This is a genomic window from Pseudoalteromonas sp. 5Ae-yellow (assembly GCF_014077565.1).
GTDB lineage: Bacteria > Pseudomonadota > Gammaproteobacteria > Enterobacterales > Alteromonadaceae > Pseudoalteromonas.
The window spans coordinates 18,131-43,064 of the sequence record NZ_JACGWD010000037.1 but is presented as its reverse complement, the minus strand read 5'-3'; the positions used below and the strand labels follow the sequence as shown (position 1 = coordinate 43,064).

General features: G+C 40.0%; 26 protein-coding genes. 2 read left to right on the top strand and 24 right to left on the bottom strand.

Annotation, left to right across the window (positions count from 1 at the left end):
* Positions 1–162: 162 nt before the first annotated feature.
* From H4J63_RS11415 to ccmA, 10 genes are read right to left on the bottom strand one after another with little or no spacing between them, the layout of a single operon-like run.
* On the bottom strand, positions 163–894 hold the full coding sequence (locus H4J63_RS11415) for a VacJ family lipoprotein (RefSeq protein WP_007585858.1): 732 nt from the start codon (positions 892–894) through the stop codon (positions 163–165).
* A gap of 9 nt (positions 895–903) precedes the next feature.
* The gene (ccmI, locus tag H4J63_RS11410) at positions 904–2,154 is read right to left on the bottom strand and encodes a c-type cytochrome biogenesis protein CcmI (protein ID WP_024606197.1); all 1,251 of its coding nucleotides are present in this window, start codon (positions 2,152–2,154) and stop codon (positions 904–906) included.
* Positions 2,155–2,616: a cytochrome c-type biogenesis protein gene (locus H4J63_RS11405; protein ID WP_007585854.1), complete on the bottom strand. Its 462-nt coding sequence runs from the start codon at positions 2,614–2,616 to the stop codon at positions 2,155–2,157.
* Positions 2,616–3,185, bottom strand: coding sequence for a redoxin family protein (locus H4J63_RS11400; protein WP_007585852.1), 570 nt, complete (start codon positions 3,183–3,185; stop codon positions 2,616–2,618). The genes H4J63_RS11405 and H4J63_RS11400 overlap by 1 nt, the downstream gene beginning before the upstream one ends.
* Entirely contained in the window at positions 3,182–5,152 is a 1,971-nt protein-coding gene (locus tag H4J63_RS11395) for a heme lyase CcmF/NrfE family subunit (protein ID WP_024589932.1), read from the bottom strand. Before H4J63_RS11395 ends, H4J63_RS11400 begins: the two co-directional genes overlap by 4 nt.
* 2 nt (positions 5,153–5,154) lie before the next feature.
* Positions 5,155–5,634, bottom strand: a complete 480-nt coding sequence (gene ccmE / locus H4J63_RS11390; RefSeq protein WP_007585848.1) for a cytochrome c maturation protein CcmE — start codon at positions 5,632–5,634, stop codon at positions 5,155–5,157.
* Complete coding sequence (gene ccmD, locus H4J63_RS11385) at positions 5,631–5,834, bottom strand: heme exporter protein CcmD (protein ID WP_007585846.1); 204 nt, start codon at positions 5,832–5,834, stop codon at positions 5,631–5,633. The genes ccmE and ccmD overlap by 4 nt, the downstream gene beginning before the upstream one ends.
* A 2-nt stretch (positions 5,835–5,836) precedes the next feature.
* Positions 5,837–6,574, bottom strand: coding sequence for a heme ABC transporter permease (locus H4J63_RS11380; protein ID WP_024606198.1), 738 nt, complete (start codon positions 6,572–6,574; stop codon positions 5,837–5,839).
* Entirely contained in the window at positions 6,574–7,260 is a 687-nt protein-coding gene (gene ccmB, locus H4J63_RS11375; RefSeq protein WP_002959286.1) for a heme exporter protein CcmB, read from the bottom strand. The genes H4J63_RS11380 and ccmB overlap by 1 nt, the downstream gene beginning before the upstream one ends.
* Positions 7,260–7,880: a cytochrome c biogenesis heme-transporting ATPase CcmA gene (gene ccmA / locus H4J63_RS11370; RefSeq protein WP_096058052.1), complete on the bottom strand. Its 621-nt coding sequence runs from the start codon at positions 7,878–7,880 to the stop codon at positions 7,260–7,262. Before ccmA ends, ccmB begins: the two co-directional genes overlap by 1 nt.
* A 113-nt stretch (positions 7,881–7,993) precedes the next feature.
* Here ccmA and H4J63_RS11365 point away from each other — a divergent pair, with 113 nt between their 5' ends.
* A complete protein-coding gene (locus H4J63_RS11365) occupies positions 7,994–10,447 on the top strand; it encodes a flagellar hook-length control protein FliK (protein ID WP_182196632.1) in 2,454 nt (817 codons plus the stop codon).
* Positions 10,448–10,449: 2 nt separating this feature from the next.
* The gene (locus H4J63_RS11360; protein WP_024589934.1) at positions 10,450–10,758 is read left to right on the top strand and encodes an EscU/YscU/HrcU family type III secretion system export apparatus switch protein; all 309 of its coding nucleotides are present in this window, start codon (positions 10,450–10,452) and stop codon (positions 10,756–10,758) included.
* Positions 10,759–10,789: 31 nt separating this feature from the next.
* Here H4J63_RS11360 and H4J63_RS11355 read toward each other — a convergent pair whose 3' ends face one another.
* The 14 genes from H4J63_RS11355 to flhA are packed head-to-tail and all read right to left on the bottom strand — an operon-like array spanning position 10,790 to position 24,896.
* On the bottom strand, positions 10,790–11,191 hold the full coding sequence (locus tag H4J63_RS11355; RefSeq protein ID WP_024589935.1) for a DUF2802 domain-containing protein: 402 nt from the start codon (positions 11,189–11,191) through the stop codon (positions 10,790–10,792).
* 16 nt (positions 11,192–11,207) lie between these two features.
* The gene (locus H4J63_RS11350; protein WP_002959294.1) at positions 11,208–11,705 is read right to left on the bottom strand and encodes a chemotaxis protein CheW; all 498 of its coding nucleotides are present in this window, start codon (positions 11,703–11,705) and stop codon (positions 11,208–11,210) included.
* Between the two features lie 24 nt (positions 11,706–11,729).
* Positions 11,730–12,524 carry a chemotaxis protein CheW gene (locus H4J63_RS11345; RefSeq protein WP_165725382.1) on the bottom strand — a complete coding sequence of 265 codons (795 nt, stop codon included), beginning with the start codon at positions 12,522–12,524 and terminating at the stop codon, positions 11,730–11,732.
* Between the two features lie 3 nt (positions 12,525–12,527).
* Positions 12,528–13,298 (bottom strand): ParA family protein, encoded by a 771-nt coding sequence (locus H4J63_RS11340; RefSeq protein WP_007585827.1) that lies wholly within the window; start codon positions 13,296–13,298, stop codon positions 12,528–12,530.
* Between the two features lie 12 nt (positions 13,299–13,310).
* Positions 13,311–14,270, bottom strand: coding sequence for a flagellar motor protein MotB (locus H4J63_RS11335; RefSeq protein ID WP_169059705.1), 960 nt, complete (start codon positions 14,268–14,270; stop codon positions 13,311–13,313).
* A 1-nt stretch (position 14,271) separates the two neighbouring features.
* Positions 14,272–15,036, bottom strand: a complete 765-nt coding sequence (locus H4J63_RS11330) for a flagellar motor protein (protein WP_007585825.1) — start codon at positions 15,034–15,036, stop codon at positions 14,272–14,274.
* Positions 15,029–16,195: a chemotaxis response regulator protein-glutamate methylesterase gene (locus H4J63_RS11325; RefSeq protein ID WP_182196629.1), complete on the bottom strand. Its 1,167-nt coding sequence runs from the start codon at positions 16,193–16,195 to the stop codon at positions 15,029–15,031. Before H4J63_RS11325 ends, H4J63_RS11330 begins: the two co-directional genes overlap by 8 nt.
* A gap of 58 nt (positions 16,196–16,253) precedes the next feature.
* A complete protein-coding gene (locus H4J63_RS11320; RefSeq protein WP_182196626.1) occupies positions 16,254–18,461 on the bottom strand; it encodes a chemotaxis protein CheA in 2,208 nt (735 codons plus the stop codon).
* 15 nt (positions 18,462–18,476) lie between these two features.
* Positions 18,477–19,250 (bottom strand): protein phosphatase CheZ, encoded by a 774-nt coding sequence (locus tag H4J63_RS11315; RefSeq protein WP_010553897.1) that lies wholly within the window; start codon positions 19,248–19,250, stop codon positions 18,477–18,479.
* 17 nt (positions 19,251–19,267) lie between these two features.
* Positions 19,268–19,651: a chemotaxis response regulator CheY gene (gene cheY / locus H4J63_RS11310; RefSeq protein WP_008132609.1), complete on the bottom strand. Its 384-nt coding sequence runs from the start codon at positions 19,649–19,651 to the stop codon at positions 19,268–19,270.
* A gap of 40 nt (positions 19,652–19,691) precedes the next feature.
* Complete coding sequence (locus H4J63_RS11305; protein ID WP_033012732.1) at positions 19,692–20,402, bottom strand: RNA polymerase sigma factor FliA; 711 nt, start codon at positions 20,400–20,402, stop codon at positions 19,692–19,694.
* A 26-nt stretch (positions 20,403–20,428) separates the two neighbouring features.
* On the bottom strand, positions 20,429–21,289 hold the full coding sequence (locus tag H4J63_RS11300; protein ID WP_010553899.1) for a MinD/ParA family protein: 861 nt from the start codon (positions 21,287–21,289) through the stop codon (positions 20,429–20,431).
* Entirely contained in the window at positions 21,282–22,763 is a 1,482-nt protein-coding gene (gene flhF, locus H4J63_RS11295; RefSeq protein WP_010553900.1) for a flagellar biosynthesis protein FlhF, read from the bottom strand. The genes H4J63_RS11300 and flhF overlap by 8 nt, the downstream gene beginning before the upstream one ends.
* 21 nt (positions 22,764–22,784) lie before the next feature.
* Positions 22,785–24,896: a flagellar biosynthesis protein FlhA gene (gene flhA / locus H4J63_RS11290; protein ID WP_024606208.1), complete on the bottom strand. Its 2,112-nt coding sequence runs from the start codon at positions 24,894–24,896 to the stop codon at positions 22,785–22,787.
* Positions 24,897–24,934: the final 38 nt, after the last annotated feature.

Below are 24,934 nucleotides of genomic sequence, written 5' to 3'. Positions count from 1 at the left end.
GGCAAAACTCAGTCGTAAGGTGTAATTCTTTAATAAATTCAGACATAAAAATAGGCCACAACTTCTGTTGTAGCCTATTATGAGCCCTTTGAAAGATCGTTCAATTAGCTTAAACGATCTGCATTAAGCATCTAGCTGGCGTTTTTATGAGTGGCTTTTCAATTATAAACTTTCTAAAAAGTCTTCATCAAAATCAGCTGGCTCTTCTTTTATAGGTGGGTTGCCATCGTACAGCTCGTATATTTGACGCTGAAAGTAAATATCTTTTACAAATAAGTACGGATCAAGTGAATCATTTAGTAACCCTTCTTGTGGGATTAATGATGCACGCGCCTCAACGGCTTTTAAAACAAACACTAGAATAGTTTGTGGAGTCGTTAGCGCAACTTCAGGCAATACAAAGTTGTCGACTACATCACCGGTCAGGTTACGTGCTGTTGTAGGACCCATGCCAGGTAGCATTAAATAAGCGCCATCACCCACGCCCCATACACCTAACGTTTGTCCAAAGTCTTCATCTACAATTTCAAGACCAAGTGAACTGGCAACATCAAAAATACCAAAAATACCAACCGTAGAGTTAACTAAAAAACGCGCTAAGCTCACACTTGCATTACCCGGCTTACCTTGCAAACCCGCATTAATCATATCGACAGGTGCTGTAATATTACCTGTAAAATTAACAATACCGTTTCTTACCGGTACAGGCGTTACTTCAACATAACCTACAGCAACTGGGCGCAATAAATAAGCATCCAGTACATCCATATTAAAGTCATATAATGGACGATTAATACTTTGCAGCGGATCTCTATCATCTACTTTGCTTTGTGGTACTTGAGCACACCCGGCTAGTATCAATAAACATAAAAAAGTAAAACTGTGTTTTAACATCTAACGTCCTTAAGGTATTAATGTATCAATTTGAAGTTGGTAGTCACTTACACTTTCACGCTTTAACGACTCTGAATGACCTTCTAGCTCACCAGAACTTGGCATAACCGAGTCATCTATAGAAATACGCGCCGAAATAATAATATTTTCTGCACTAGATAAGTTAAGCCCTGCAACCATTGCACTACTATCACTCAACTCAACTGTAATTGGAAATGAATATTTAGCGAGTTTAACAGCAGCTAATGGCATTGGCGAACCACTTGCTGCTTTTGCAAATATAAACAAGATACCGTCTTTTGGCTGTTTATCTATAAGCTCTTTTGCAATGTCGACTGTAACTGCAATAGCACCCGTTGTAGTAACTGGCATAACAGAGCCATCCGTTTGCATTTGCTTCTCTATATCAGCGATACGCTCAGAGATCATGCTATAACGAGAATCATTTTTTTCCATACTCGCAAGTAAAACTTCAAATGCAGCTTTGGCTTGAGGCCAATCTTTACGCTCATAAGCAATGAGTGCTAATAACGAAATTGCATCTAAATTGGTAGGCTCTACTTTTAGTACTTTTGAGAGCATACCTGCCGCACGGGTCATATTAGCTTCGCTGCCTTCTAGTAATAAAACTTGGCTGTAACTAATAAGTACCTGCATATTATCAGGATTCATACGAAGTGCTTTATCAAATGACTGCTGCGCCATGTCAAATTCATTAAGCGACATAGCAACTCGTCCAAGTAGCATCCAAGCGACTTCGTCATCACCTGAGCGGCTAAGCTTTGTACGAAGTGCTAATGCAAAAGCCTGCAGCTCATTTTGGCTAAGCGGCTCACCTTTTTGCATTACAGCACGCTCGCCGTAATCAGCTAAATTATCCATTGCATCATGCCAAGCCGAAATTTGCTGCTGGCTACCCGTTAAACCATAAAAAACACCTGTTAGAGCAAGAACAAATGCGCCACCAGTTAAAGCAAAAATACGATTATTACCTTTGCTGTTTAGTGATTTTTCTGGTGATAACTCATTCAATAAACGGCGTTTTAATTCAATAATTGATTCTGCATGATTTACGGTATCAATACGCTGATTATCTAAATCGGTTTGTAAATCAACTAAACGCTGCTCATAAATGCTAATTAGCTCAGCATTGGCGTTATGAGTAATTGTTTGAACGCGCTCTTTTTTTAAAAAAGGCAACATCACAAACCCAAGAGCAACCAGTGTGAGTAAAGCAAAACACGCCCACATTAAAATCATTTAACTTTGCTCCTGACGTTTATTTTGTTCAATTAGTTTAGCTAACAGCATTTCGTCGTCACTGCTCCACGTTTGTTTTACTGATGCTTTTCGCTGGCGAATAACAATAAAACCAAAGCCGACTATGACAATTAATACAGGTAATACCCAAAGTACTAAAGTCGCTGGTGTAACTGGTGGGTCGTAATGAACAAAATAGCCAAAGCGGTCAATCATGTAATCAATCACTTCGTCTTTGCTCTTACCTTCTTTAACCAATACGAGCACTTTATCGCGCAAGTCTTTAGCAACAACAGCGTCAGAGTCCGCAATGTTTTGATTTTGACACTTAGGACAGCGCAGCTCTTTAGTTAGCTCTTCAAACAATATCGCTTGTTTGTTGTTATCAAATTGATAGCGATCTTGCTCTGCAAACGCACTGATGCTTACAAAAAGGCTAAGCGTAAGTAGTAACCATTTCATTATTTAAGCTCCTGCATAATTGGCGCAAATTTAGCTCGCCATACTCGCGGGTTTATATCGCCCGTGTGATGCAACAAAATAGTGCCGTTTTTATCGACTAAAAATGTTTCAGGCGCACCCGAAACACCTAAATCCAACGACAAAGTACGATGTAAATCCAAGATATTAAATTGATATGGGTCACCCGCACGTTGCAGCATATCGCTCACTTCTGTTCGAAGTGATTGCATATCAAACGGGCCATCAAAGTCGGCGTCGTAACCTTGTACGTAATAAAGCCCAATAATTTTAACGCCTTGCTCACGTAACTTAGTTAAATAACCAAGTTCAACTAAACATGTTGGGCACCAAGTACCCCATACATTTAGTAAGTAAACTTCGCCTTTTAAAGACTCGTTAGTCCACGGCTTATTGTCTTGCATTAAATCAGGTAAATTAAATGCTGGCATTTCTTGACCTAACCGACCCGTTTGAATTTCACGAGGATTAGCAAAAAGGCCTTGGTATAAAAATACACATACAAAAGCAAATACTAAAAGCGGCGCAATAGCTAAAATTTTACGGTTCATAAAACATTCTCCGATGCAGCTCTACGCGCTGTTTTAGCTGATGTGCGGTAGCGTTTATCAAATAAAATCATAAATCCAGCTAGGGAAATAAGCACACCACCAATCCACATCCAACGAACAAACGGTTTATGATAAATGCGAAGTGACCATGCACCTTGGCTCAACTGCTCACCTAACGCTAAGTATAAATCACGTGTAAAGCCTGCATCTATGGCCGCCTCGGTCATAAACTGCATACCAATATCATACTTACGTTTTTCGGCATGTAAGCGTGTTACTAGCTCATTATTTTTAAGCACCGATACAACACCAGCATGACCACTGTAGTTCGGCCCGCGAATAGTTTTAACACCATCAAAGCGGTATTCATACTCGTTAAGCTGAACTGTGTCGCCTTGTTTCATCGATACGTCACGCTCAACCGAATACGCCGATGTAAGCGTTACACCTGCAATAACAAACGAAATACCAATATGCCCAAGCACCATAGCCCAGTAACTTACACCTAAGCGTTTTAAACCTTCTTTTAAGGTGCCATGCACAGCAGATTTAGTGTAAATGTCGATCCCAGTTGATATGGCAATCCAAACCGCAAGCGTAGTGGCTAGTAGCGTAAGTGGTTTTACTAAATCGTAACTTGAAAACAACCAAGCACAGGTAATCACTACACTGGCTAATACGCCCATTAATATTTTGTTTTGTAAGAAAGCCCATTTATTTTGCTTCCAGCGTAAAAATGGTCCTATACCCATCAAAATAGCAAATGGTACTAAAATTATTGCAAACATCTTATTAAAAAATGGTTCGCCAATAGAAATACTGCCCAAGCCCATTTCTTTATGAACCATAGGTAATAACGTACCCAGTAATACGATTAATGTAGCAACTACTAAAAATATATTATTGAGCCATAACGCCACTTCGCGTGATACAAACTTGTATCGGCCTTCACTATGTACTTGCGATACACGCAGTGCATATAACGCTAAGCCACCACCTACAACGATGCCTAAAAAGGCGAGTATAAATAAGCCTCTATCAGGGTCTGTTGCAAAAGCATGCACCGATACAATAATACCCGAACGTACAATAAAGGTGCCTAACAAGCTTAATGAAAATGCTGCGATAGCAAGTAGTACGGTCCACGATTTAAATACACCACGTTTTTCGGTTACGCTTAATGAGTGTAGTAATGCTGTTGCAACAAGCCATGGCATTAATGATGCGTTTTCGACTGGATCCCAGAACCACCAGCCGCCCCAGCCAAGCTCTGAATATGCCCACCAGCTACCAATTGTGATTCCTAGCGTTAAAAAGCCCCATGCAGTCATTGTCCACGGACGTGACCACTTAGCCCATGTGTTATCAAGTTTGCCGGTTAACAACGCAGCAATAGCAAAAGAGAAAGCAACTGATAGCCCTACATAACCCATGTACAGTAATGGCGGGTGAATAATCATGCCCGGATCTTGAAGTAACGGATTTAAATCACGCCCTTCAACAGGGAAATAAGGAAGTAGGCGCTCAAACGGGCTTGAAAGTAGTAAGGTGTACATCATAAAACCCACACCTAAAAAGCCAAGTACGCCCAATACGCGAGCACGTAACACCCAAGGCAATGATTTAGAACGCGCAGCGACAACGGCGGTCCAACCTGCTTGCATTACTAACCACAGTAAAATAGCGCCTTCATGGCCGCCCCATGTAGAGGTAATTTTATAATACCAAGGCAGTGTGCTACTTGAATGATATGCCACGTACGATACGGTAAAATCATCCGTTACACTGGCATAGATAAGTGCTGCAAAAGAAATTAATACAAAGGCAAACTGCCCTATTGCTAAAGAGGGAGCCGCACGCATTAAGCGAAGATTACCGGTATGCGCGCCCCAAAGAGGAAAAATACACAGTAAAACGCTTAGCACCATGGCAAGCGTTAAAGAAAAATAACCAATTTCTGGGATCATAGCTAATTACCACTATCTAAGTTGTATTTTGGTTTTTCGTGCTTAATACCTTTAACTGCCTCAGCAACTTCTGCTGGCATATATTCTTCGTCATGCTTTGCGAGCACTTCAAATGCTTCAATAACATTAGGTTCGATTAATACGCCCTGCGCTACAATGCCTTGCCCCTCACGAAACAAGTCTGGCAATATGCCTTGATAACGCACGGTCACTAATGGACCTGTATCAATTAGCTTAAAGCTTACTTGTAAGCTCTGTTCATTACGCTCAACCGTGCCTGGTACAACCATGCCACCAATACGTAGCTTTTGGCCAATGAATGGTTTTTCTTTATTAGGCCCTTTGCCATCAATAAGTTCGCTTGGCGTATAAAAAAGATTAATATTTTCTTGAAGTGCATAAAGCACTAAACCAATTGATCCACCAATACCAAACAGTACGGCAATAATTACCAATAGGCGCTTTTTACGTCTTGGATTCATGAGGCTTGTTCCTGTTTAGCTTTTTTAATTCGCGCTTCACGTATTATTTGTTGCTCAACTGAAGCCATAATACGTTTAGTATCTCTTAAAGAGTTCACTAAAATACCAAGTAAAATAAGAGCGCATGTACCAAAAGAAAGCCAGATATAAAACCCATAGCCTCCCATTGCAATAAAATCAGAAAAAGAGTCAAACTGCATAATTACCCCTTATTTAACAACAAACGCACCCACGGTCGGTGCTTTTCGCGTTGTAAAATTTCATTTTTAAGACGAATTAAAGTCACTGTTCCTACAAAAGCAGCAAAAGCTAAAATATTAACCATAAGTGGCCAAAACATACTTGGGTCTATTGCTTTGGTGTCTAGTTTTGTAATGCTTGCGCCTTGGTGTAGCGTATTCCACCACTCAACAGAGTAATGAATAATAGGTAAATTAATTACGCCCACAATCGCTAAAATAGAAGCCGCACGCCCTGCTGACTTCTTATCTTCAAATGCATGGTAAAGCGAAAGCACGCCAAGATATAAAAATAATAAAATAAGTTCAGACGTTAAACGCGCATCCCATACCCACCAAGCACCCCACATAGGTTTACCCCATGCAGCGCCAGTAATAAGCGCTATAGCAGTAATACAAGCACCAACAGGCGCTATAGCAATAACGGCAAGTTCGGCATTTCGTAGTTGCCATACAAGTGCAACAACAGCTGCAATAGCCATTGATGAGTAAGCCCCCATAGACAAAATGGCAGAAGGAACATGAATAAAGATGATACGGTAGCTGTCTTTTTGTTGGTAATCGGCAGGTGAAAAACCAAGCCCCCATACCCATCCAACAATCATACTAACTACAGTAACTACGGCAAAATAAGGCAGTAACGTATTGCATAACTGGTATGCACGCTCTGCTTTAGCATAGGGATGTAACCACTTCCACATTAACTTACACTCACTTTTAAAGCTGACGATATGGCAATTGGTGCGCTAATAATAGCAATAAGTAACATTGCACCAAGGATGGCAAGCTGCCCACTATAATCCAGCGACATGGTGCTGGTATCGATAGCCGACGTTGCAAAAATCAAAACAGGAATATACAAAGGCAGTACGAGTAAACTCATCAAAATACCCCCTTTTTGTAGCCCCACAGTAAGCCCTGCGCCTATTGCGCCAATAAAGCTCAATAGTGGTGTGCCTAATAATAATGTTAAAACAGTCGCTGTTAACGCCGTACTTTCTAGGTTTAACAACAATGCAAACAGCGGCGTCATTAATACAAGCGGTAAACCTGTTACCACCCAGTGAGCGGCTACTTTAGCAAGTACGGTTAACGATAATGGATAAGAGGACGCAATTAGCTGCTCCAATGAGCCATCGTTAAAATCATCTCTAAACAGTTTATCCAAGCCCAGCATGGTAGAAAGTAATGCGGCAACCCAAATAATTCCCGGTGCCATTCTCGCTAGTAAGCCAGGCTCAGGCCCGATTGCTAACGGAAATAATGAAATTACAATTAAGAAGAACAAAATAGGATTTACAATTTCAGCGCGCTGGCGAAACGCAAGTTTTACATCTTTGGTAAATACCGCACTAAATAGCAACCAATAAGAATGTTGACGAGTCATTAGTGACGATACTCCAGTGTAACCGTTTGCAAGTTACTAAAATGGGTCGTTAAATCTTGGTGGGTCGTTAACAAAATAGCTCCACCGTTTAGTAAGTGCTCGGTAAATCGCTGCTGTAAAAAGGCAACACCGCTTTTATCAAGCGCGGTAAATGGCTCATCAAGTACCCATAATTTAGCATCACTTAACCAAAGCCTAACCAAAGCTACACGTCTTTGTTGTCCAGCAGATAACATTCTAACCGGTACATCTTCAAGTCCAACAAGGCCAAGTTGCGCTAAAATGGGATACAAGTCAGGCTGGTTTATGTAGCCATTAATTTGTAACCAGTGACGAACATTTTCAACTGCACTAAGCTGAGTATTTACACCTGTTTTGTGGCCTATAAAGAGTAGTTCTCTGGCATACTCTTCGTAATACTTAGATATAGGCTGTTCTTGAAATAAAACAGCTCCTTCATCAGGCACAGAAAAGCCTGCGATAATACGCAATAGCGATGTTTTACCAGCCCCATTAGGACCCGCTAATTGCATGATTTGACCGCTATTAAGGCTAAAATTAAGATCCGCAAACAAACAACGATCTTGCTTGATGCAGGTGACGGACTTAATGTGTAACAAGATGACGATTCTCTCTGCCAAAAATTAGGCGTTAGTCTACCATAATGATAGGGTAATACGAATATTGCTTTAAAATCGATTCACTTAAAATAGAGAAAACTTGATTTAAAATAATGAATACGCCAACGCAAATAACATTATCTAATTCATTGGTTATCAATCAATCGACAAACCCTCAAACCAATGAGTTATCGCAATTACCTAATGAGGTGCTTGCGGCTAAAAACATTCAATTTTCGAAAGACTCGATTACGCTTGATGTATTTATTGATAAACATTGGCAAACATTAAGACTTGGCACTACAAGCGCACCTCAAAATTTACAAAAAATAGCCAGTGCTAACATACAACTTAGTCCCGATGGCAAACAGCTCAACATCACGCCAAACACTACAACCCTTACTTTAAATCAACCAGTACAATTACAGCGTTTATTAAATTATGTAAGCACGGGCACTGAGGTACAAAGCAAACCAATGGATTTACAAGTGGTTATGTCCCCTACCCCAAAATTAGTAATTGATAAACTTAACGCCAGTATTGCCATAAATAAAGACGTAGCGCAGTTACTTTTAACTGAGCAGCCTTTAAAAGTAGTTGTTAGTACGACTAACAAAGGCGCACAGCTTAATGTTATTAATCGCTTTGCAGATACAATTCATACGCAACCACTTAGCCAAACTAAACTTACTAAATTACTCGTGGCCTTATTACCTAGTGCGCAACTTCAAGCAACACCTAAACTAGCTATTTTGACTCATCCTCAAAAGTCAGGTTCGTTTACAACGCCTATTACTAATCAACAAGTTAGTGAGCTACCTAGCACGCCCATTAAGGTAAATTTAATAAATCAGGCTGATAAATTACTTATTAAAACCGATACTAATAATATAAAAGTGACGCTTAATAACTCATTTTCTAAACCGTTTAACGAGTTACTTTTAGCTCAAAAAAGCAGTGTCTCTGAAATACATTTTTCTGCGTCCACTATTAAAGCAAGCCCACTGCTTACACCTGATAGCCCAATAAAGTCGTGGCTACAAAATAGCTTTAGTGATTTAAAAACGCGAATTAATGATGCAGTTAAATATTTTGAAAGTAAGCCCTTTGCAGCAGCAAATAAATCTGAGTTAATGCCGCCGTCTGCATCATCTGCGATACAAAGGCCGGGCTTAGTTATGCAATTAACAGTATCACCGTTAAATAGAGTGAACATTACCCAAAATGTAAGTACTGCGTTAAATAGTAATACTAGCAATACTTTACCAGAGCACTTTTCAAGACTCCCACCACTTGTACAATTAACTCAGCAAATAAAAGGAAGTGTTAGTGTTTGGCAATCACCTTCAAACACAGCAACAACCTACACGCCAATAACAAATAGCATTACTCAAAATGAAGTGGCGAGCGCTAAGCCAAGTAATTTAAACGCGAGTCAATTGAGTGCTCTGAATATTAGTACTAACAGTAAAGTTGATACGTTAATTAAGCCTACAAGTGAAATTGTTACTAAAGGGCAAACAACTTCTTCAGTGCAACCAGTAATAAACGGCAACAATCAAAACAGTGTAAACCCAGCCTCGATTAAAAACATGCTCCCATTAGCAGAGCCGTTATCTAATATTGCCTCTCGTAGTCAAATGCTACAACCAATAGAAGCAAAGCTATTAAGCACATTATTAAAGCTTCCTGATACCACAATCCCTACGGATAGATTAGCTGGTAACAAACAGCTTTTAAGTAGTCAAATTACTGACATTACAAATAGAGCAACAAAAGACACGCCCGATTTAACTCGCTTAATTAACCAAGCATTTAATCGCATGGTCTCAAGTAATAATGTTAACTCTGCGACCATACAGCGTGAAGTATTAGCTACCTTACAACCATCTCAATTAACGGGTGATACACTACAAAGTAGCTTCACTAAAGGACTTGAACAAGTTGCAGTGAGTATTTTAGCTGCACCTATTATTAGCCAATCAGTAGCGCCTATCAGTTTTAATAATCAAACTGGCTTAGATGCACTTTTGCAAGTACTCATACCTACTTTTAAAACAGGTAACATCGGAGCGAAAATGCTTGAGCAACTGCAGCAAGCTCAAGTTCAAGCATTGGCTAGCGAAATCATACAAGTTAAAAACACACTTACCCAAGTAAATGTTTCAACACCAAATCAGCAACCTGACACAAATCCGCTTGCACAATTTTTATTACCAATGAAATTGCCGCCTGAGGCCGCCCAAACAGAAATAACATTGGGGCAATATAAAAAGCCAAGCGCAGATAAATTAGAAGATAAAAATGTATGGTTTGTCAGGTTAAACTTTGATTATGCACAGATTGGGCAGTTACAGATTACCGCTGAGTTAATGGATAAAGCCCTCGATTGCCAGCTATTAGCCTCGAGCCAAGAAGTAAGCGCAATTGCTCACCCTCACTTAGATAATTTAAGATCCAAACTAGCTAAGCATGGTTTACAGGTTGGAGAGCTCAACTTAAAGCGAGGCGATGCTAATAATCAGGCATTTTATAAATCTCATGCAATTATTAATATTAAGGTTTAGTAATGAGTGATACACCTATTAATAAGTCAGCCATTGGGCTTTTATACGAAGCTGGCAACACCCCCACTGTAAGCGTAAAAGGGTTTGGTGAGTTAGCTGACGAAATAATTGCAGCGGCAAAATTAAAAGGAATTATGATCCACGAAGATGCAGCGCTTGCTAAAACGTTGTCGCATTTAAGCTTAGGGGAAGAAATCCCTAAAGAGCTTTATTATGTAATTGCAGAGCTTATTGCGTTTTCGTATGTATTAAGAGGTCAATTTCCGCCAGGCTGGCAAGACTTTCAAGGTAAGTTAAATATTAAAGCGTGAGATTATTTACACGCTTATAACTAAAAAGGCGCTAAGCGCCTTTTTGTTTATGTAGTGAAAATAGTAATTCGGCTTCTGCTCGCGGTAATTCGCATTCGCGTATCACCTCATCGAGGTCCGCACCTAACTCAACCATTTTTACTGCACGAGAGTAAATTTTAGCATCAGGGTCATCGTATTTTTGCGCAGCTTGTTGCTGTATCAAATCTTGATTTTGTTGCTCAACCTCAAGCACTCGCTTACCAATACTTAAAAGCCCTGTTCTAAGCTCTGAAATTTCACTTCGCAAAATATGAGTTTGCTCTGAGCTATCTTTAAGCTGCTGTAATACAGCATTAACTTCATTCACTTGTTTGTTTTTTAATGCAATTATTAGCGCAAGCGATATAAGTCCTACCGCTAACGCTGATATAGCTATACTAAGTAACAGCATAATTTATTTGGTAAAGCTATATATCGCTTAACTCATCCCATTCATCATCGCTGAGTAACTTGTTTAAATCGACTAAAATCAGTAGCTCATTATCACGATTACAAACGCCTTGAATAAACTTAGCACTTTCTTCAGTACCAACATTTGGTGCACTATCGATCTCAGAGCTACGTAAATAAACGACTTCAGATACGCTGTCGGCTAAAATGCCGATAACTTGCTCTTCAGCTTCAATAATTAATATACGAGAATTATCGGTTGCATCAGCAGCTAACAAACCAAAACGTGCACGAGTATCAATAACAGTTACAACGTTACCGCGTAAGTTAATAATACCAATAACGTAAGAAGGTGCACCTGGTACAGGGGCTATCTCTGTATAACGAAGTATTTCTTGTACTTGCATTACATTTACGCCGTAGGTTTCTTCCTCTAGCTTAAACGTAACCCACTGTAAAATTTCATCATTATTATCTGCGTTTTTATTTGCTGACAGTAATTTATCTTGATTCATGCTATTACCCCGTAATGGTCATTACTACTGACGGCTATCTAAGCCTTTCTCTAATAATATATTTAAATTATCTACATCTATTAAAGCACACATTTTTTCTTTTATAACACCAGCAAGCCATGGGCGCTTACTTTTATTTGTACGCCATTTTACATCTTCTTTACTCAATGTAATGTTATTTATCAACTTTTCAGCTAATAAGCCCCACTGGCTATCACCTAAGGTAATTAAATACTGATAATCTAAAGACGCCTCTAATTTATCATCATACTTTTCTGGCATTACCCAACGAGCAGTATCAACAACATTAAGCTTTTCTTCTCTGTTGAGCATAACGCCTTTAAACCACTTTGGCTTACCAAATAAATGATTTACTTCACCTAATTGATGTATACCGCCTAATGCTTTTAATGGTACAGCCAATGTTAAACCAGCAACTTCAAAAAATAATGCCTGAAATTCACCATCAAAATAGTCAGATTGGCTAGTGGTTATAATCTGTGGTTCTGGTTCTTCTGTAGTCGTACTTATCGGCTCTATTACTTCATCGTCAATGGCTTTATTAACTTTTGCGGCTTCAAAAATCGGTTCAACTATTGGCTTAATTTCAGAATTAAGTAAATCTTGATCAAATATTTTTTCTGCCGCTTTTATCTGTTCTTTTGGTTTTAAATGAATATGTTCTTGCTGCGAGTCGTGTGGCATTTGCTCAAGTAATTTTGCGACTGGCTCAAGGTTATCTACAGGCTCGTCTTCACATAACAAAGCCCCTAGGTATTGTTTCATTACTTTTTCATTAGCAAATAATTGCTTACTCATTCATTAACCTTGTTCAATTAAATATTCTAGCAGTGCTTTATATGCGTATACACCACGCGAACGAGGACAATACTCTACAGGCACTTTTTGCGCAAAGCTTGCATCTCTAAATTTGGTATCTACCGGTATCACACCTGGCCAGACTTTATCACCATACGTACTTTGCAGTGTTTTATATGCTTCTAACGATGCTTTAGTACGTTTATCATACATAGTAGGGATTATAGTATATTGATAATCTTTCGCTTGAGAGGTTTGCATTAATTCCATAGTGCGCATCATTCTATCAAGCCCTTTCAGTGCTAAAAACTCCGTTTGCACTGGCACTAAAATTCGCTCACTTGCTGCAAGCGCATTAACCATCAACACCCCTAAAACTGGGGGGCAATCTAAAATGGCATAATCGTAATGTTCACTGATTTTTGCAAGCGCTTTTTTTAGTATTAATCCCATACCTGTTTTATTACCCATGCTTCTATCAAGCGTGGCTATCGCCATTGTTGCGGGTAAAATATCTAGGTTTTCAAGTGTTGATGGGCATAACGCTTGAAGTATCTCTTCACTTTGCATGCTCGTGCCACGCGCAAAAATATCATATACGCTGACTTCCAAATCTTCTGAGTCAATGCCAAAGTAATAAGTGAGTGATGCATGAGGGTCTGTATCAATAAGCAACACACGCTTACCCTGCAAAGCTAAAATACCAGCAAGGCTCACTGCTGTTGTTGTTTTACCAACACCACCTTTTTGATTTGCGACAGTCCAAATCTTCACATTACATCCTAATTACTGTTCATTGCGCGTTGTTATGCGAATACCACCATGAGGCAAACGAATTATTTTTATTGTATCGTCATCTGAAGGAAGCTCAATTTCAGGCTCTTCCGCTACTGGCTTAACGGCTTGTTCATCACCTTTAACGTCTTGTATTGGTGGTAAACCATACTTAGAAAGTGCAATAACAACTTTACGATTTTCTGCTCGCCCTTGTTCTGTATCGTTACTTAAAAAAGGTGAGTATTGACCATAACCTTCTATCGCCATTCTGGCAGAATTAATACCTAATGCTTCCAGCTCTACTAAAATAGATGTTGCTCTAGCAACCGAGAGCTCCCAATTTGAGCGAAATATTTCATTGCGAATACTTTCATCATCAGTATAGCCACGCACCCTAATATAGTTATCTACTGGAGCAATAATATCTTTAACAATTTTGACGACTTGTTTTGCCCTAGAATGTGCAACTGAGCTACCACTTGAAAATAACATACCTGAGCTTAGCTCTATAATCAGCCAATCTTGATTAAGCTCTAAACTGGCTTCTCCATCACGAATTTCATCAATAAGCGCTGACTGCAGCTTAGTAAGTAAGCTATCGAGTGGTTTTCCTAAATATTTTTGTTGTATGTTACTTGTATCACTTTGACCGTCGAGTAACTCTGGACCTTGTTCTTCTTTTAAAATACTTTCACCATAAAGAACTTCTTGTTCAGGTGTCACTCTATCAGTCAATATTCCATTACCATTGACGCCCTCACCTTGCTGGGAGTGCTGGCGGGCAGATTTATCAAAAACGTGTTCAAGGGAGTCTGACAATATTTGAAATTGTTCTTCTTTGTTGATCGCTATCGCATACAGCACCACAAAAAAAGCAAACATAATGGTCATGTAATCGGCATACGATACAAGCCAACGCTCTGTATGTTGACTTTTAGGAGCAGAGTGACGAAGTCGTCGGCGTAGCATGTTATTCGTCCACTAAATTAGGACGCTCTACACGATAGGCTTCAAGCTTTAATTCTATATTTACTGGGCTTTCACCAACGCTTATTGCAATCACACCTTCGGCAAGCATTTCATGGTAAAGCATTTTTTGCTCTACACGCTGTTTTAACTTATTTGCCATAGGTAAAAACAATAAATTAGCTAAACCAACACCATAAATGGTCGCGATAAATGCCGTTGCAACGCCTGCACCAAGCATTTGTGGATCGGTAATAAACGACATTGCCTGTATTAAACCAAGCACAGCACCTAAAATACCAATGGTAGGACTGTAGCCCCCCATCGCTTCATAAACACGTGCGGCTTCAAGCAAGCGATCGCGTTCTAGCAGTAAATCAATTTCAAGCGTGTCACGTAGTTTTTGCTCTGAGCAGCCATCTACAAGCAAGCTTAAACCTTTTGCTGCATATGCATCTGGGTGAGCTAGCGCTTCGTTTTCAAGCGCTAAGTAACCTTCTTGACGTGCCTTATGAGACCACCGCTTAACTTGCTCTATTGCATCTTCAATATCATATTGTGGCGCAACAAAAACCCAAGAGCTCATATTTAGCATTTTTTTAAAGGTACTTGCTGATGTTTGTAACATAACAGCGCCAAGCGTGCCGCCTAATACAATAATAAGGGCAGGACCATTAAATAAAGCAGAAACAACGCCGCCTTCTAAAGAGTAACCTAGACCTATTGCACCCAGTGCTACAAATAGTCCAAATATTGAGAGTTTATCCACAACCTACCTCTCTCTTTATACGTGCTGCAACATCGCTTAATGCTAAGCTTTCACTCGAAAGCCCCGCATTAGCAATGGCTTGAGGCATTCCATAAACAACACAGCTTTTCTCATCTTGTGCCCAAATAGTTGCACCCGTTTGTTTTAACATTCTTGCACCGTCACGTCCATCAGCGCCCATGCCTGTTAAAACGATAGCAAGCACATCGCCTTGATACGTTTTTGCTGCACTGGCAAAAGTTACATCTACACTCGGTTTATAACTTATTCTCTCGCTGTGATCTTCAAATACGCGCAGTGTTCTATTTGCACCACGCCCTTCTACCATCATCTGCTGTCCGCCAGGCGCTAAATAAGCCGTTCCAGGTTGTAAGCGGTCACCTTGTTGCGCTTCTTTCACTTTTATTTGGCACAGACCATTTAAGCGTGCTGCGAAAGCAGGTGTAAAAGCCGCAGGCATATGCTGAATAAGTAAAATAGGGTGAGGGAAATTAGCTGGCAATTGAGTCAGTATAGTTTGTAGTGCAACAGGGCCACCTGTAGAAGTGCCAATAGCCACAAGCTGGTATTGCTTTCCACTTGCTCGCATTGAGGCAATATTTGAACCTGACGATGTTGTAGGGGCTACTATTTGAAAGCTTCTATCGGGTTGTTTTATCGAGGGAGTTAGTGTGTTTGTTCTTTGCGAAAGTGAGCTTGTTATCGGTTTAGTTGATATTACTGGCTTAGGTGGTGTTGCAGCTTTAAACGTTCGCGGTAAACGTCTTCGCCCTATATCTTTCACTTTATTTTGTAAAAGCTTTATAGCGTCTTCATTATTGCGAGCGATGTCTTCAAATTTTTTCGGTAAAAAATCCATTGCTCCAGCATCTAGCGCATCAAACGTTGCTGTTGCGCCATCACGTGTTAGTGATGAAAACATTAAGATCGGGGTTGGATTACTCGCCATTATCTCTTTAACTGCGCTAATACCATCAAGCACAGGCATTTCGACATCCATAGTGATCATATCTGGACGTAGCTGAGCTGCTTTTTCAACAGCTTCTCTGCCATTCACAGCAAAGCCTATAACTTGTATGTCGCTATCTTGTTCAAGGATTTCGCTTACTCTGCGGCGAAAAAAGCTTGAATCATCAACAACTAAAACTTTAACGGCCATTTAGCTCTCTTATTAAATTTATGCGTAGGTATATATTAAATATATACCTACTTTATTATTAGCCTGCGTAATGTTTTAACATGTTTGGAACGTCTAAAATCAGTGCAATACCACCATCTGAAGTAATTGTTGCGCCTGCCATACCTGGAGTACCTTGTAGTAACGCATCAAGTGGTTTAATTACAACTTCTTCTTGGCCAATTAATGAGTCAACAACAAAACCAATTTGCTGCGTACCAATTTGCACAATAACTACATGGCCTTTTGCTTTACGCTGTGAACGATCCGAGCCTTTAACTAACCAGTGCTCAAGGTAGAATAACGGTATTGCCTTTTTACGCACAATAATTGTTAATTGCCCATCAACCACATTTGTTTTCGTTAAATCTAAGTTGAATATTTCACTAACACCAGCAAGTGGTAACGCAAATGTTTGTGCGCCAACAATTACCATTAAGGTCGGTAATATGGCTAAGGTAAGTGGTACTTTTATCTCTAAAATAGTACCTACGCCTAACTCAGATTGAATACTTACAGAGCCGTTTAATTGGGTGATTTTAGTTTTCACCACATCCATTCCAACACCACGACCTGAAATATCAGATATCTCTTCTTTTGTAGAAAAGCCAGGTGCAAAAATTAGGTTGTATGCTTCAGTGTCAGAAAGTCGACTCGCTTGATCGTGATCGAGCACGCCTTTACTAATTGCTATTTTTTTCAGTTTCTCAGCATCCATACCAGCGCCATCATCTTTAATGGTCAACAAAATATGGTCGCCTTCCTGAGACGCTGATAAAGTAACATTACCTGTTCTAGGCTTACCTGCAGCCTCACGAACAGCTGGCATTTCAATACCGTGGTCAACTGAGTTTCGAACTAAATGCACAAGCGGATCGGCAAGTGCTTCCACTAAATTTTTATCTAAGTCGGTTTCTTCACCTACAAGTTGTAAGTCAATATCTTTGTTTAAGCTGCGTGCTAAATCGCGTACTACGCGAGGGAAACGACCAAATACCTTTTTAATTGGTTGCATTCGCGTTTGCATAACCGCGCCTTGAATATCAGCAGTTACTACATCTAAGTTAGAGATTGCTTTCCCCATCGCTTCACTGTCTGAGTTAGTCGCTAAACTAACCAAACGATTTCGCACAAGTACTAACTCACCAACCATATTCATAATTTGGTCTAGTCGTTTTGTATCTACGCGAACGGTAGTTTCAGCTGCTGGCTGCGCTGATTTTTTAGAAGCTGCGGATGCTGCTTTAGCAACCGGTTTTTCTACCGGTTTAGAAACGGGTACTTTTGCAGGTTCTGGTTTTTTTACAGGCACACTCGCTTTTGCAGCTGGTTTAGCTGGAATATTGGGCTGTTTCACAGCAGGAGTGCTTTCTATTAATTTAGGTGCAGTACCTTTGCCATGAAGTTCATCAAGAAGTGTTTCAAACTCGTCATCACTAATTTCATCATCTGATGAATTAGCAATATTTGACGCCGCCTTAGCTGGTTCTACAGACGCTTTAACTGCATTACTTTGTTCAGGTGCTTTACTCGCAACCTCACCAAAACTGCCAACTCCATGTAACTCATCTAATAAGCTATCAAATTCATCATCAGTAATGTCACCATTAAAGTCATTGCTACTTATTACCGGCTTTTCAATTGCAGGACCTTGTCCTTTACCGTGTAGTTCATCCAGTAAGTTTTCAAATTCATCTTCAGTTATTTCATCAATTTCAGCATCGCTAACCGAAGGCGTTCCGCTAAATAGTTCATCAAACGCAAACGGATCTTCGTCATCAACTATTGGCGTATCAACTACTTCGCTTTGAGGTTGTTCAACTTCATTGTTCGAAGATACACCGTTAAGCTCATCTTCTGTTGGTGGTAGACCTAAAATATGAAGAGTATGAAGTAATTCAGGATCTGCAGGTTCTGGCTTATCCCTATTTTGAATAGTCGCGAACATTTCATTAATGGTGTCGAGCGCTTGTAAAATAACATCCATTAACTCTGAATTGACCGTTCGCACACCTTGACGTAGTAAATCAAATACGTTTTCAGCGCCATGACAAGCATCAACAAGTTCTGTCATAGCTAAAAAGCCTGCACCACCTTTTACAGTGTGAAAGCCTCTAAATATGGCATTTAGTAACTCGGTATCTTCTGGATTATTTTCCAGTTCAACTAACTGTTCAGATAAAAGCTCTAGGATTTCTCCTGCCTCTACAAGAAAGTCTTGTAAAATATCTTCATCGACTTCAAACATGCAGTTACTCTCCTCTTAGAAGCCCAAACTTGATAAAAGATCATCGACTTCATCTTGATCAGATACAACATCATTACGCGATTCTTTATCAATAATAGGGCCTTCAGGACCTGCTAAAGTTTGTGTGGCAACTGGTTCTTTTATTTTTTGTTGTTCTACTTTATTCGCTGTGTTGTCACTGTCATCTTGTTCAGCAAATGCTGTTAAAAGATGAAGTAAGCTTTCTTCTACTTCTCTAACAAGTTCTATAACACGGCGAATAACTTGACCTGTTAAGTCTTGATAGTCTTGAGCCATTAGTACATTTGTCATTAAGCTTTGAAGCTCATCGGTTTTATGATGAGAGTTATTCATAAACTTATCGATGCTGTGGCAAAGTTGTTTAAACTCACCTAACTCAATCTCGCGACTCATTAAACGATCCCATGTCGGTTTGATATGAGATATTTCATCTGCTAATTGCTGGGCTATAGGTAAACTAGCCTCAACAGCATCCATTGTTTTATTAGCCGCATTTTCTGTCATTTCTATAACATAATTAAGCCGCTTTTTAGCATCTGGAATAGCATCTGTTGTTAAATCTGTTAAACGAGTATCAAGATCAAAGCTTTTAAGTGCTTCGTGCAATTGACGGGTCAACTTTCCAACTTCAGCAAATAATTCAGACTGCTCTTGCGAGGCAGTCTCTAAAATTAACTGATTTGCTTTATCTTGCTCATCATTTTCTAAAAAAATAACGAGCTGTCGAGCTTGTTCTAACGTTATTTGAGGCGCAGCTGGTGCTGGCATAAGCCTCTCCCCCATCATTAGCCTAAGCGTTCAAATACTTTTTCTAACTTAGTTTTTAATGTTCCAGCCGTAAAAGGCTTAACAATATAACCATTAACGCCAGCTTGCGCTGCAGCTATTATTTGTTCTTTTTTAGCTTCTGCCGTTACCATTAATACAGGGATATGTTTTAACTTATCATCTGCACGAATTGCTCTTAAAAGGTCAATACCTTGCATTCCCGGCATATTCCAATCAGTAACTACAAAATCAAACACTTGATTTTGCAACATAGGCAAAGCTGTTGACCCGTCATCAGCTTCTTGAACGTTAGTGAAACCTAAATCACGTAACAGGTTTTTTATAATGCGTCTCATCGTTGAAAAATCATCGACTACAAGAATTTTCATGTTTTTATCCAAAACATCCCCCAGTGAGGTATTAACCTTTGTTTGCTTACTACTAATTTATCCAGTCATTGATTTTAGCTTTAAGCTTAATCATCGCCTGACCATGTATCTGACTTACACGCGATTCACTTACATCGAGTATATGTCCTATTTCTTTTAAATTCATTTCATCGTTATAGTATAAAGAAAGTACCATTGCATCACGCTCTGGTAATGACTTAATTGCACTTAGCAAAGACTCATTAAACCGATCATTTTTAACATTATTAAAAGGTTTATCTTGCGCTAAATCTTGGCCTACGGGAGTTATAACATCCTCATCAACACCAAGGTCTTCAATACCTAGTATTTTACTCGCATTCACATCATTTAAAATATGATGGTACTCATTGAGTGAAATTTCAAGTTTTTCAGCAACTTCTGTATCTGTTGGTTCGCGATTAAGACTACTTTCGAGTCCTGTAATTGCTTCTGCAACTTGCCGGCTTTTGCGATGTACTGAACGAGGAGCCCAATCACCACGGCGCATTTCATCAAGCATGGCACCGCGAATACGAATACCTGCAAAGGTTTCAAAGCTTGCGCCCTTAGTTGCATCGAAGTTTTTTGAAGCTTCTATTAAACCTATCATTCCTGATTGAATTAAATCATCAAGCTGAACGCTAGGTGGTAATCGAGCAATTAGATGACATGCCACTTTTTTGACAAGTGATGCATGTTTCTCAACAATCACATTTAAGTTTTGTGTTGATTGATATCCCATAGCTCTATTCACCAATATTGTCATAATTAACCGTTTACTAGTTTCTCAATGAAAAACTCTAAATGCCCAGATGGTTGGTTTGGTATTGGCCATTTAACTGCTTTGGTTGCCAGCGCTTTAAACGCGAGAGCGGCTGGCGAATTAGGAAAGAGCTCTACTATTACTTTTTGACGACGCGTTGCTTTGCGCATATTTTCATCATAGGGAACCGTTGCTACTAGCTCCATTGACACATCTAAAAAGCGATCGGTAACTTTAGATAGTTTTGCAAACAATTCAGTACCTTCACGCATACTGCGGACCATATTTGCAACAATTTTGAACTTATAAACACCATGCTCGCGGCTTAATACTTTAATAAGTGCGTAAGCATCGGTTATTGATGTTGGTTCATCGCACACTACAACCATTACATCTTGTGCTGCTCGTGAGAAGCTTAGCACCATGTCTGAAATACCAGCGGCTGTATCTACAATTAAAATATCGAATTCGGTATTCAATTCGCTAAACGCACGAATTAGTCCAGCATGCTCCGATGGTGATAACTCAACCATACTTTGCGAACCCGATGTAGCGGGTACAATTTTAATACCAGCAGGACCTTCAACTAAAATTTCGTCAAGCTCACATTCACCAGACAAAACGTGTGACAAATTACGCTCTACACGTAAACCAAGCATCACATCACAATTTGCCAAACCTAAGTCAGCATCCAGTACTAGTACTCTATTACCTTGCTGCCCTAGTGCTATAGCAGTATTTAGAGAAACATTTGTTTTCCCCACCCCACCTTTACCACCGGTTACAGCGATAACTTTAACGCCGTTGTTATTGTTTTGACTCATTTTGCGCAGGCCGCTTGCTTGATCTAATACTGTGTTAATCATACATCCCTACTGTACTTGGCGCCACTGCTTGATGCCTTGAATGTTGTGCTTTTGTTCTTTTTAAATATAATTGCTCAGCCTTTTTCACTAGTTTTTCAGCATTTGCAACACGAATATCTTCTGGTACTCGTTGTCCATTAGTAAGATACCCTATTGGAAGGCGATTTTGAATCGCAATACTAATAATCTCACCCAAACTTAATGATTCATCCAACTTGGTAAAAATACAACCACTTAACTGTACTTTTTTAAAGTGGCGTACAGTTTCTTGTAGTACATTAATTTGCGCTGTGGCACTGAGTACTAAGTAGCTGCGAATATCCACACGCTGGTTGCGCATTAACGTATTTAACTGCTCAGTTAAGCGTAAATCTCGCTGGCTCATACCTGCCGTATCAATTAACACTAGACGTTTATTTCGTAAATGATATAAAACTTCAGCTAACTCATTAGCATCTTTAACTTGTTTTACACCACAACCAATAATACGACCGTAAGTTGCAAGCTGCTCATAAGCACCAATTCTGTACGTATCAGTGGTTATTAAGGCAACTTTATCGGCGCCATACTTTTGTGCACCTAGAGCTGCAAGCTTAGCAACTGTCGTGGTTTTGCCCACACCTGTTGGACCCACTAACGCATATACACCACCTTGGCGAAGTATTTCGTTATTGGTTGTTTGCATTTGATCTTCAACCATTGTTAGCAATGCTTTCCAGCCTTGCTGACGAGACACGTCGTCAGGTACGAAACATGCCATTTGTTGCGCGACTTCTTTATCAATACCCATACCGACTAAACGGTCAACCATGCACGCACGCGTTGGATCGCGACGCGCCATATCTTGTTGCATTAAACCTGATACTTGATGTTCAAGTAACTGACGAATCGCGTTCATTTCTTCACGCATTGTTGTCATTTCTTCGCTTTCATTATTTTTATTTTGTGGGCGAGCAGTTACCGGGCTATCTAAATCATCAAAATCGCGGTCTAAATCATCAAAACCTAAACTATCGGCTTGAGTTTGTGGGCGAACTGGCGCTGCACTTTCAGGAATAAACATATTTTTAGTACGCGGCTGCGCAGCCGGCTCTTGATAGTTATCGGTAGTATCAATACCCGATTGTGAAAACATAGAAGCAAGTTCAGGGGAGCGAGGACGCGGTGATTGTCGCTCTAGTAATGCTTGTAAGCTGTCAGCAACCTTTGCTTGTGGCTCAGGCTTAGCACGCTGTGGCTCTGGTCTTACAAAGTTATGCATGCTTTGCTGTGGCGCTTGAGCACGAGGCTCAGCATTACGTTGTGGTTGCGCTGCTACTTTAGGGGCTGCTTTGTCATAATCAACTGCCGCTACAATTTCTACACCGTTAGCCAGCTTCTTATTTGACATAATAACCGCATCAACACCTAATTCATCTTTAACTTCTTTAAGTGCTGTGCGCATATCTTTAGCAAAAAAACGTTTAATTTTCATGATTCAACCCCTGTTAAAATCTTATTGTTGCCCTACAGAGCTAACAATCTTTATCTGTCTTTCATCTGGTACCTCTTGATAAGACATCACTCTCAATCCTGGAATGGTGTACTTAACAAAACGAGATAACACAGTGCGTAACATTCCTGACGTTAGCAATATAGAAGGTTCACCGGCCATTTCTTGATTTTGATGCGCTTGTGTTAATGACACTTGAAGTCGCTCTGCAAGTCCTGGCTCAATACCGGCACCTTCATCACCTGCATTTTGTAATGACTGATGCAACATCTGTTCCAACTCAGGCGCCAAGGTTATGACAGGAATTTCTGATGACATTCCCACCGCATCTTGAACAATTAATCTACGCAGGGAAATACGCACTGCAGCCGTTAATACATCAGGGTCTTGGCTACGCGGACCATATTCAACAAGGGTTTGAACAATTGAGCGCATATCGCGAATAGCTACACCTTCATTCAATAAATTTTGCAGTACTTTTACAATTGCAGTTAATGGCAACACATCAGGTACTAGTCCTTCTACTAAGCGAGGATGGCTTTTAGCAAGCATATCAAGCAGGTTTTGAACTTCTTCGTGCCCTAGTAGCAACGCCGCACTGTTAGTTAATAACTGGCTAATATGAGTGGCAACTACCGTGGCTGAATCTACAACGGTATAACCTAGTGATTGCGCTTCATCTTTTTGATCAGGCTTGATCCATACTGCATCAAGGCCAAACGCAGGATCTTTAGTTTCAACCCCTTTAATAGGACCAAATACTTGCCCTGGGTTAATCGCTAGCTCGTCGCCATGTTTAAGTTCGCTTTCACCGGTTGAAACACCCATTAGCGTTATTCTGTAAGCATTTGGATCAAGCTCTAAATTATCGCGAATATGAACAGGTGGTACTAAAAAACCAAGTTCTTGAGAAAGCTTTTTACGTACACCTTTAATACGATTAAGTAGCTCACCACCTTGAGATTGATCTACCAACGGAATTAATCTGTAACCTACTTCTAGGCCAATTACGTCAACCTGCTGAACATCATCCCAACCAAGTTCTTTTTGCTCTTGTTTATTGGCAATACCTGTTGCAGCGCTTCCGCCACTGGCGGCTTCTTCGGCTTCTGCTGCAGCGGCTTTTAACTTAGTTTGCTGTGTGTAGTAAGCTAAATAACCCAGTAACGCACCTAAACTTAAAAAAGCAATATGCGGCATACCAGGTACTAAGCCCATGATGATCAAAATACCTGAAGCAATAAAGAGTGATTTTTCGTTACCTAGTTGTTTCTTAAATTGGTCACCCATATTGAGCGACTCATTTTGACGTGTTACAACAATCGCGGTACCAATTGAAAGCAGTAAAGAAGGGAGTTGAGCAACTAAGCCATCACCAATGGTAAGTAATGTATATACTTCCATTGCGTTGCCAAAACTCAAATTATGTTGAATCATACCGACAAATAAACCACCAACAATATTGATGATTAATATAACAATACCTGCAATGGCATCGCCTTTTACAAATTTACTCGCACCATCCATTGAGCCGTAAAAATCAGCTTCGCGAGTTACTTCCTCGCGGCGGTCACGCGCTTGCTCAGCACTGATAAAACCAGCGTTTAAATCGGCGTCAATTGCCATTTGTTTACCCGGCATTGCATCAAGGGTGAAACGTGCAGATACCTCAGAAATACGCCCAGCACCTTTAGTAATTACCACAAAGTTAATAATGATCAGAATTAAAAATACGACCAAACCAACTGCGTAGTTACCACCAATAACAACTGAGCCAAACGCTTCAATTACTTTACCGGCAGAATCACCACCATTATGACCTTCAAGTAATACAACTCGAGTGCTGGCAACGTTAAGCGCTAAGCGCATAATCGTAGCGATTAGTAATACAGAGGGAAATATACCAAACTCAACCGGCTTCATCGTGTAAACAGTCACGAGTAAAACCACTAATGCGAGGGCAATATTAAACGAGAAAAGGATATCGAGTAAAAATGGCGGTAACGGTAAGATCACCATTCCCAAGGCTGCAAGCACAAGCAAAGGAGTACCTACCCCTTTGGCATAGTCTTTTTTGTCTCTGTTAAGTTGTTGTAATACCGCTTTAAAACTCATAATTCTACAATTTCAAAAAATTGACACTACGTAGAATT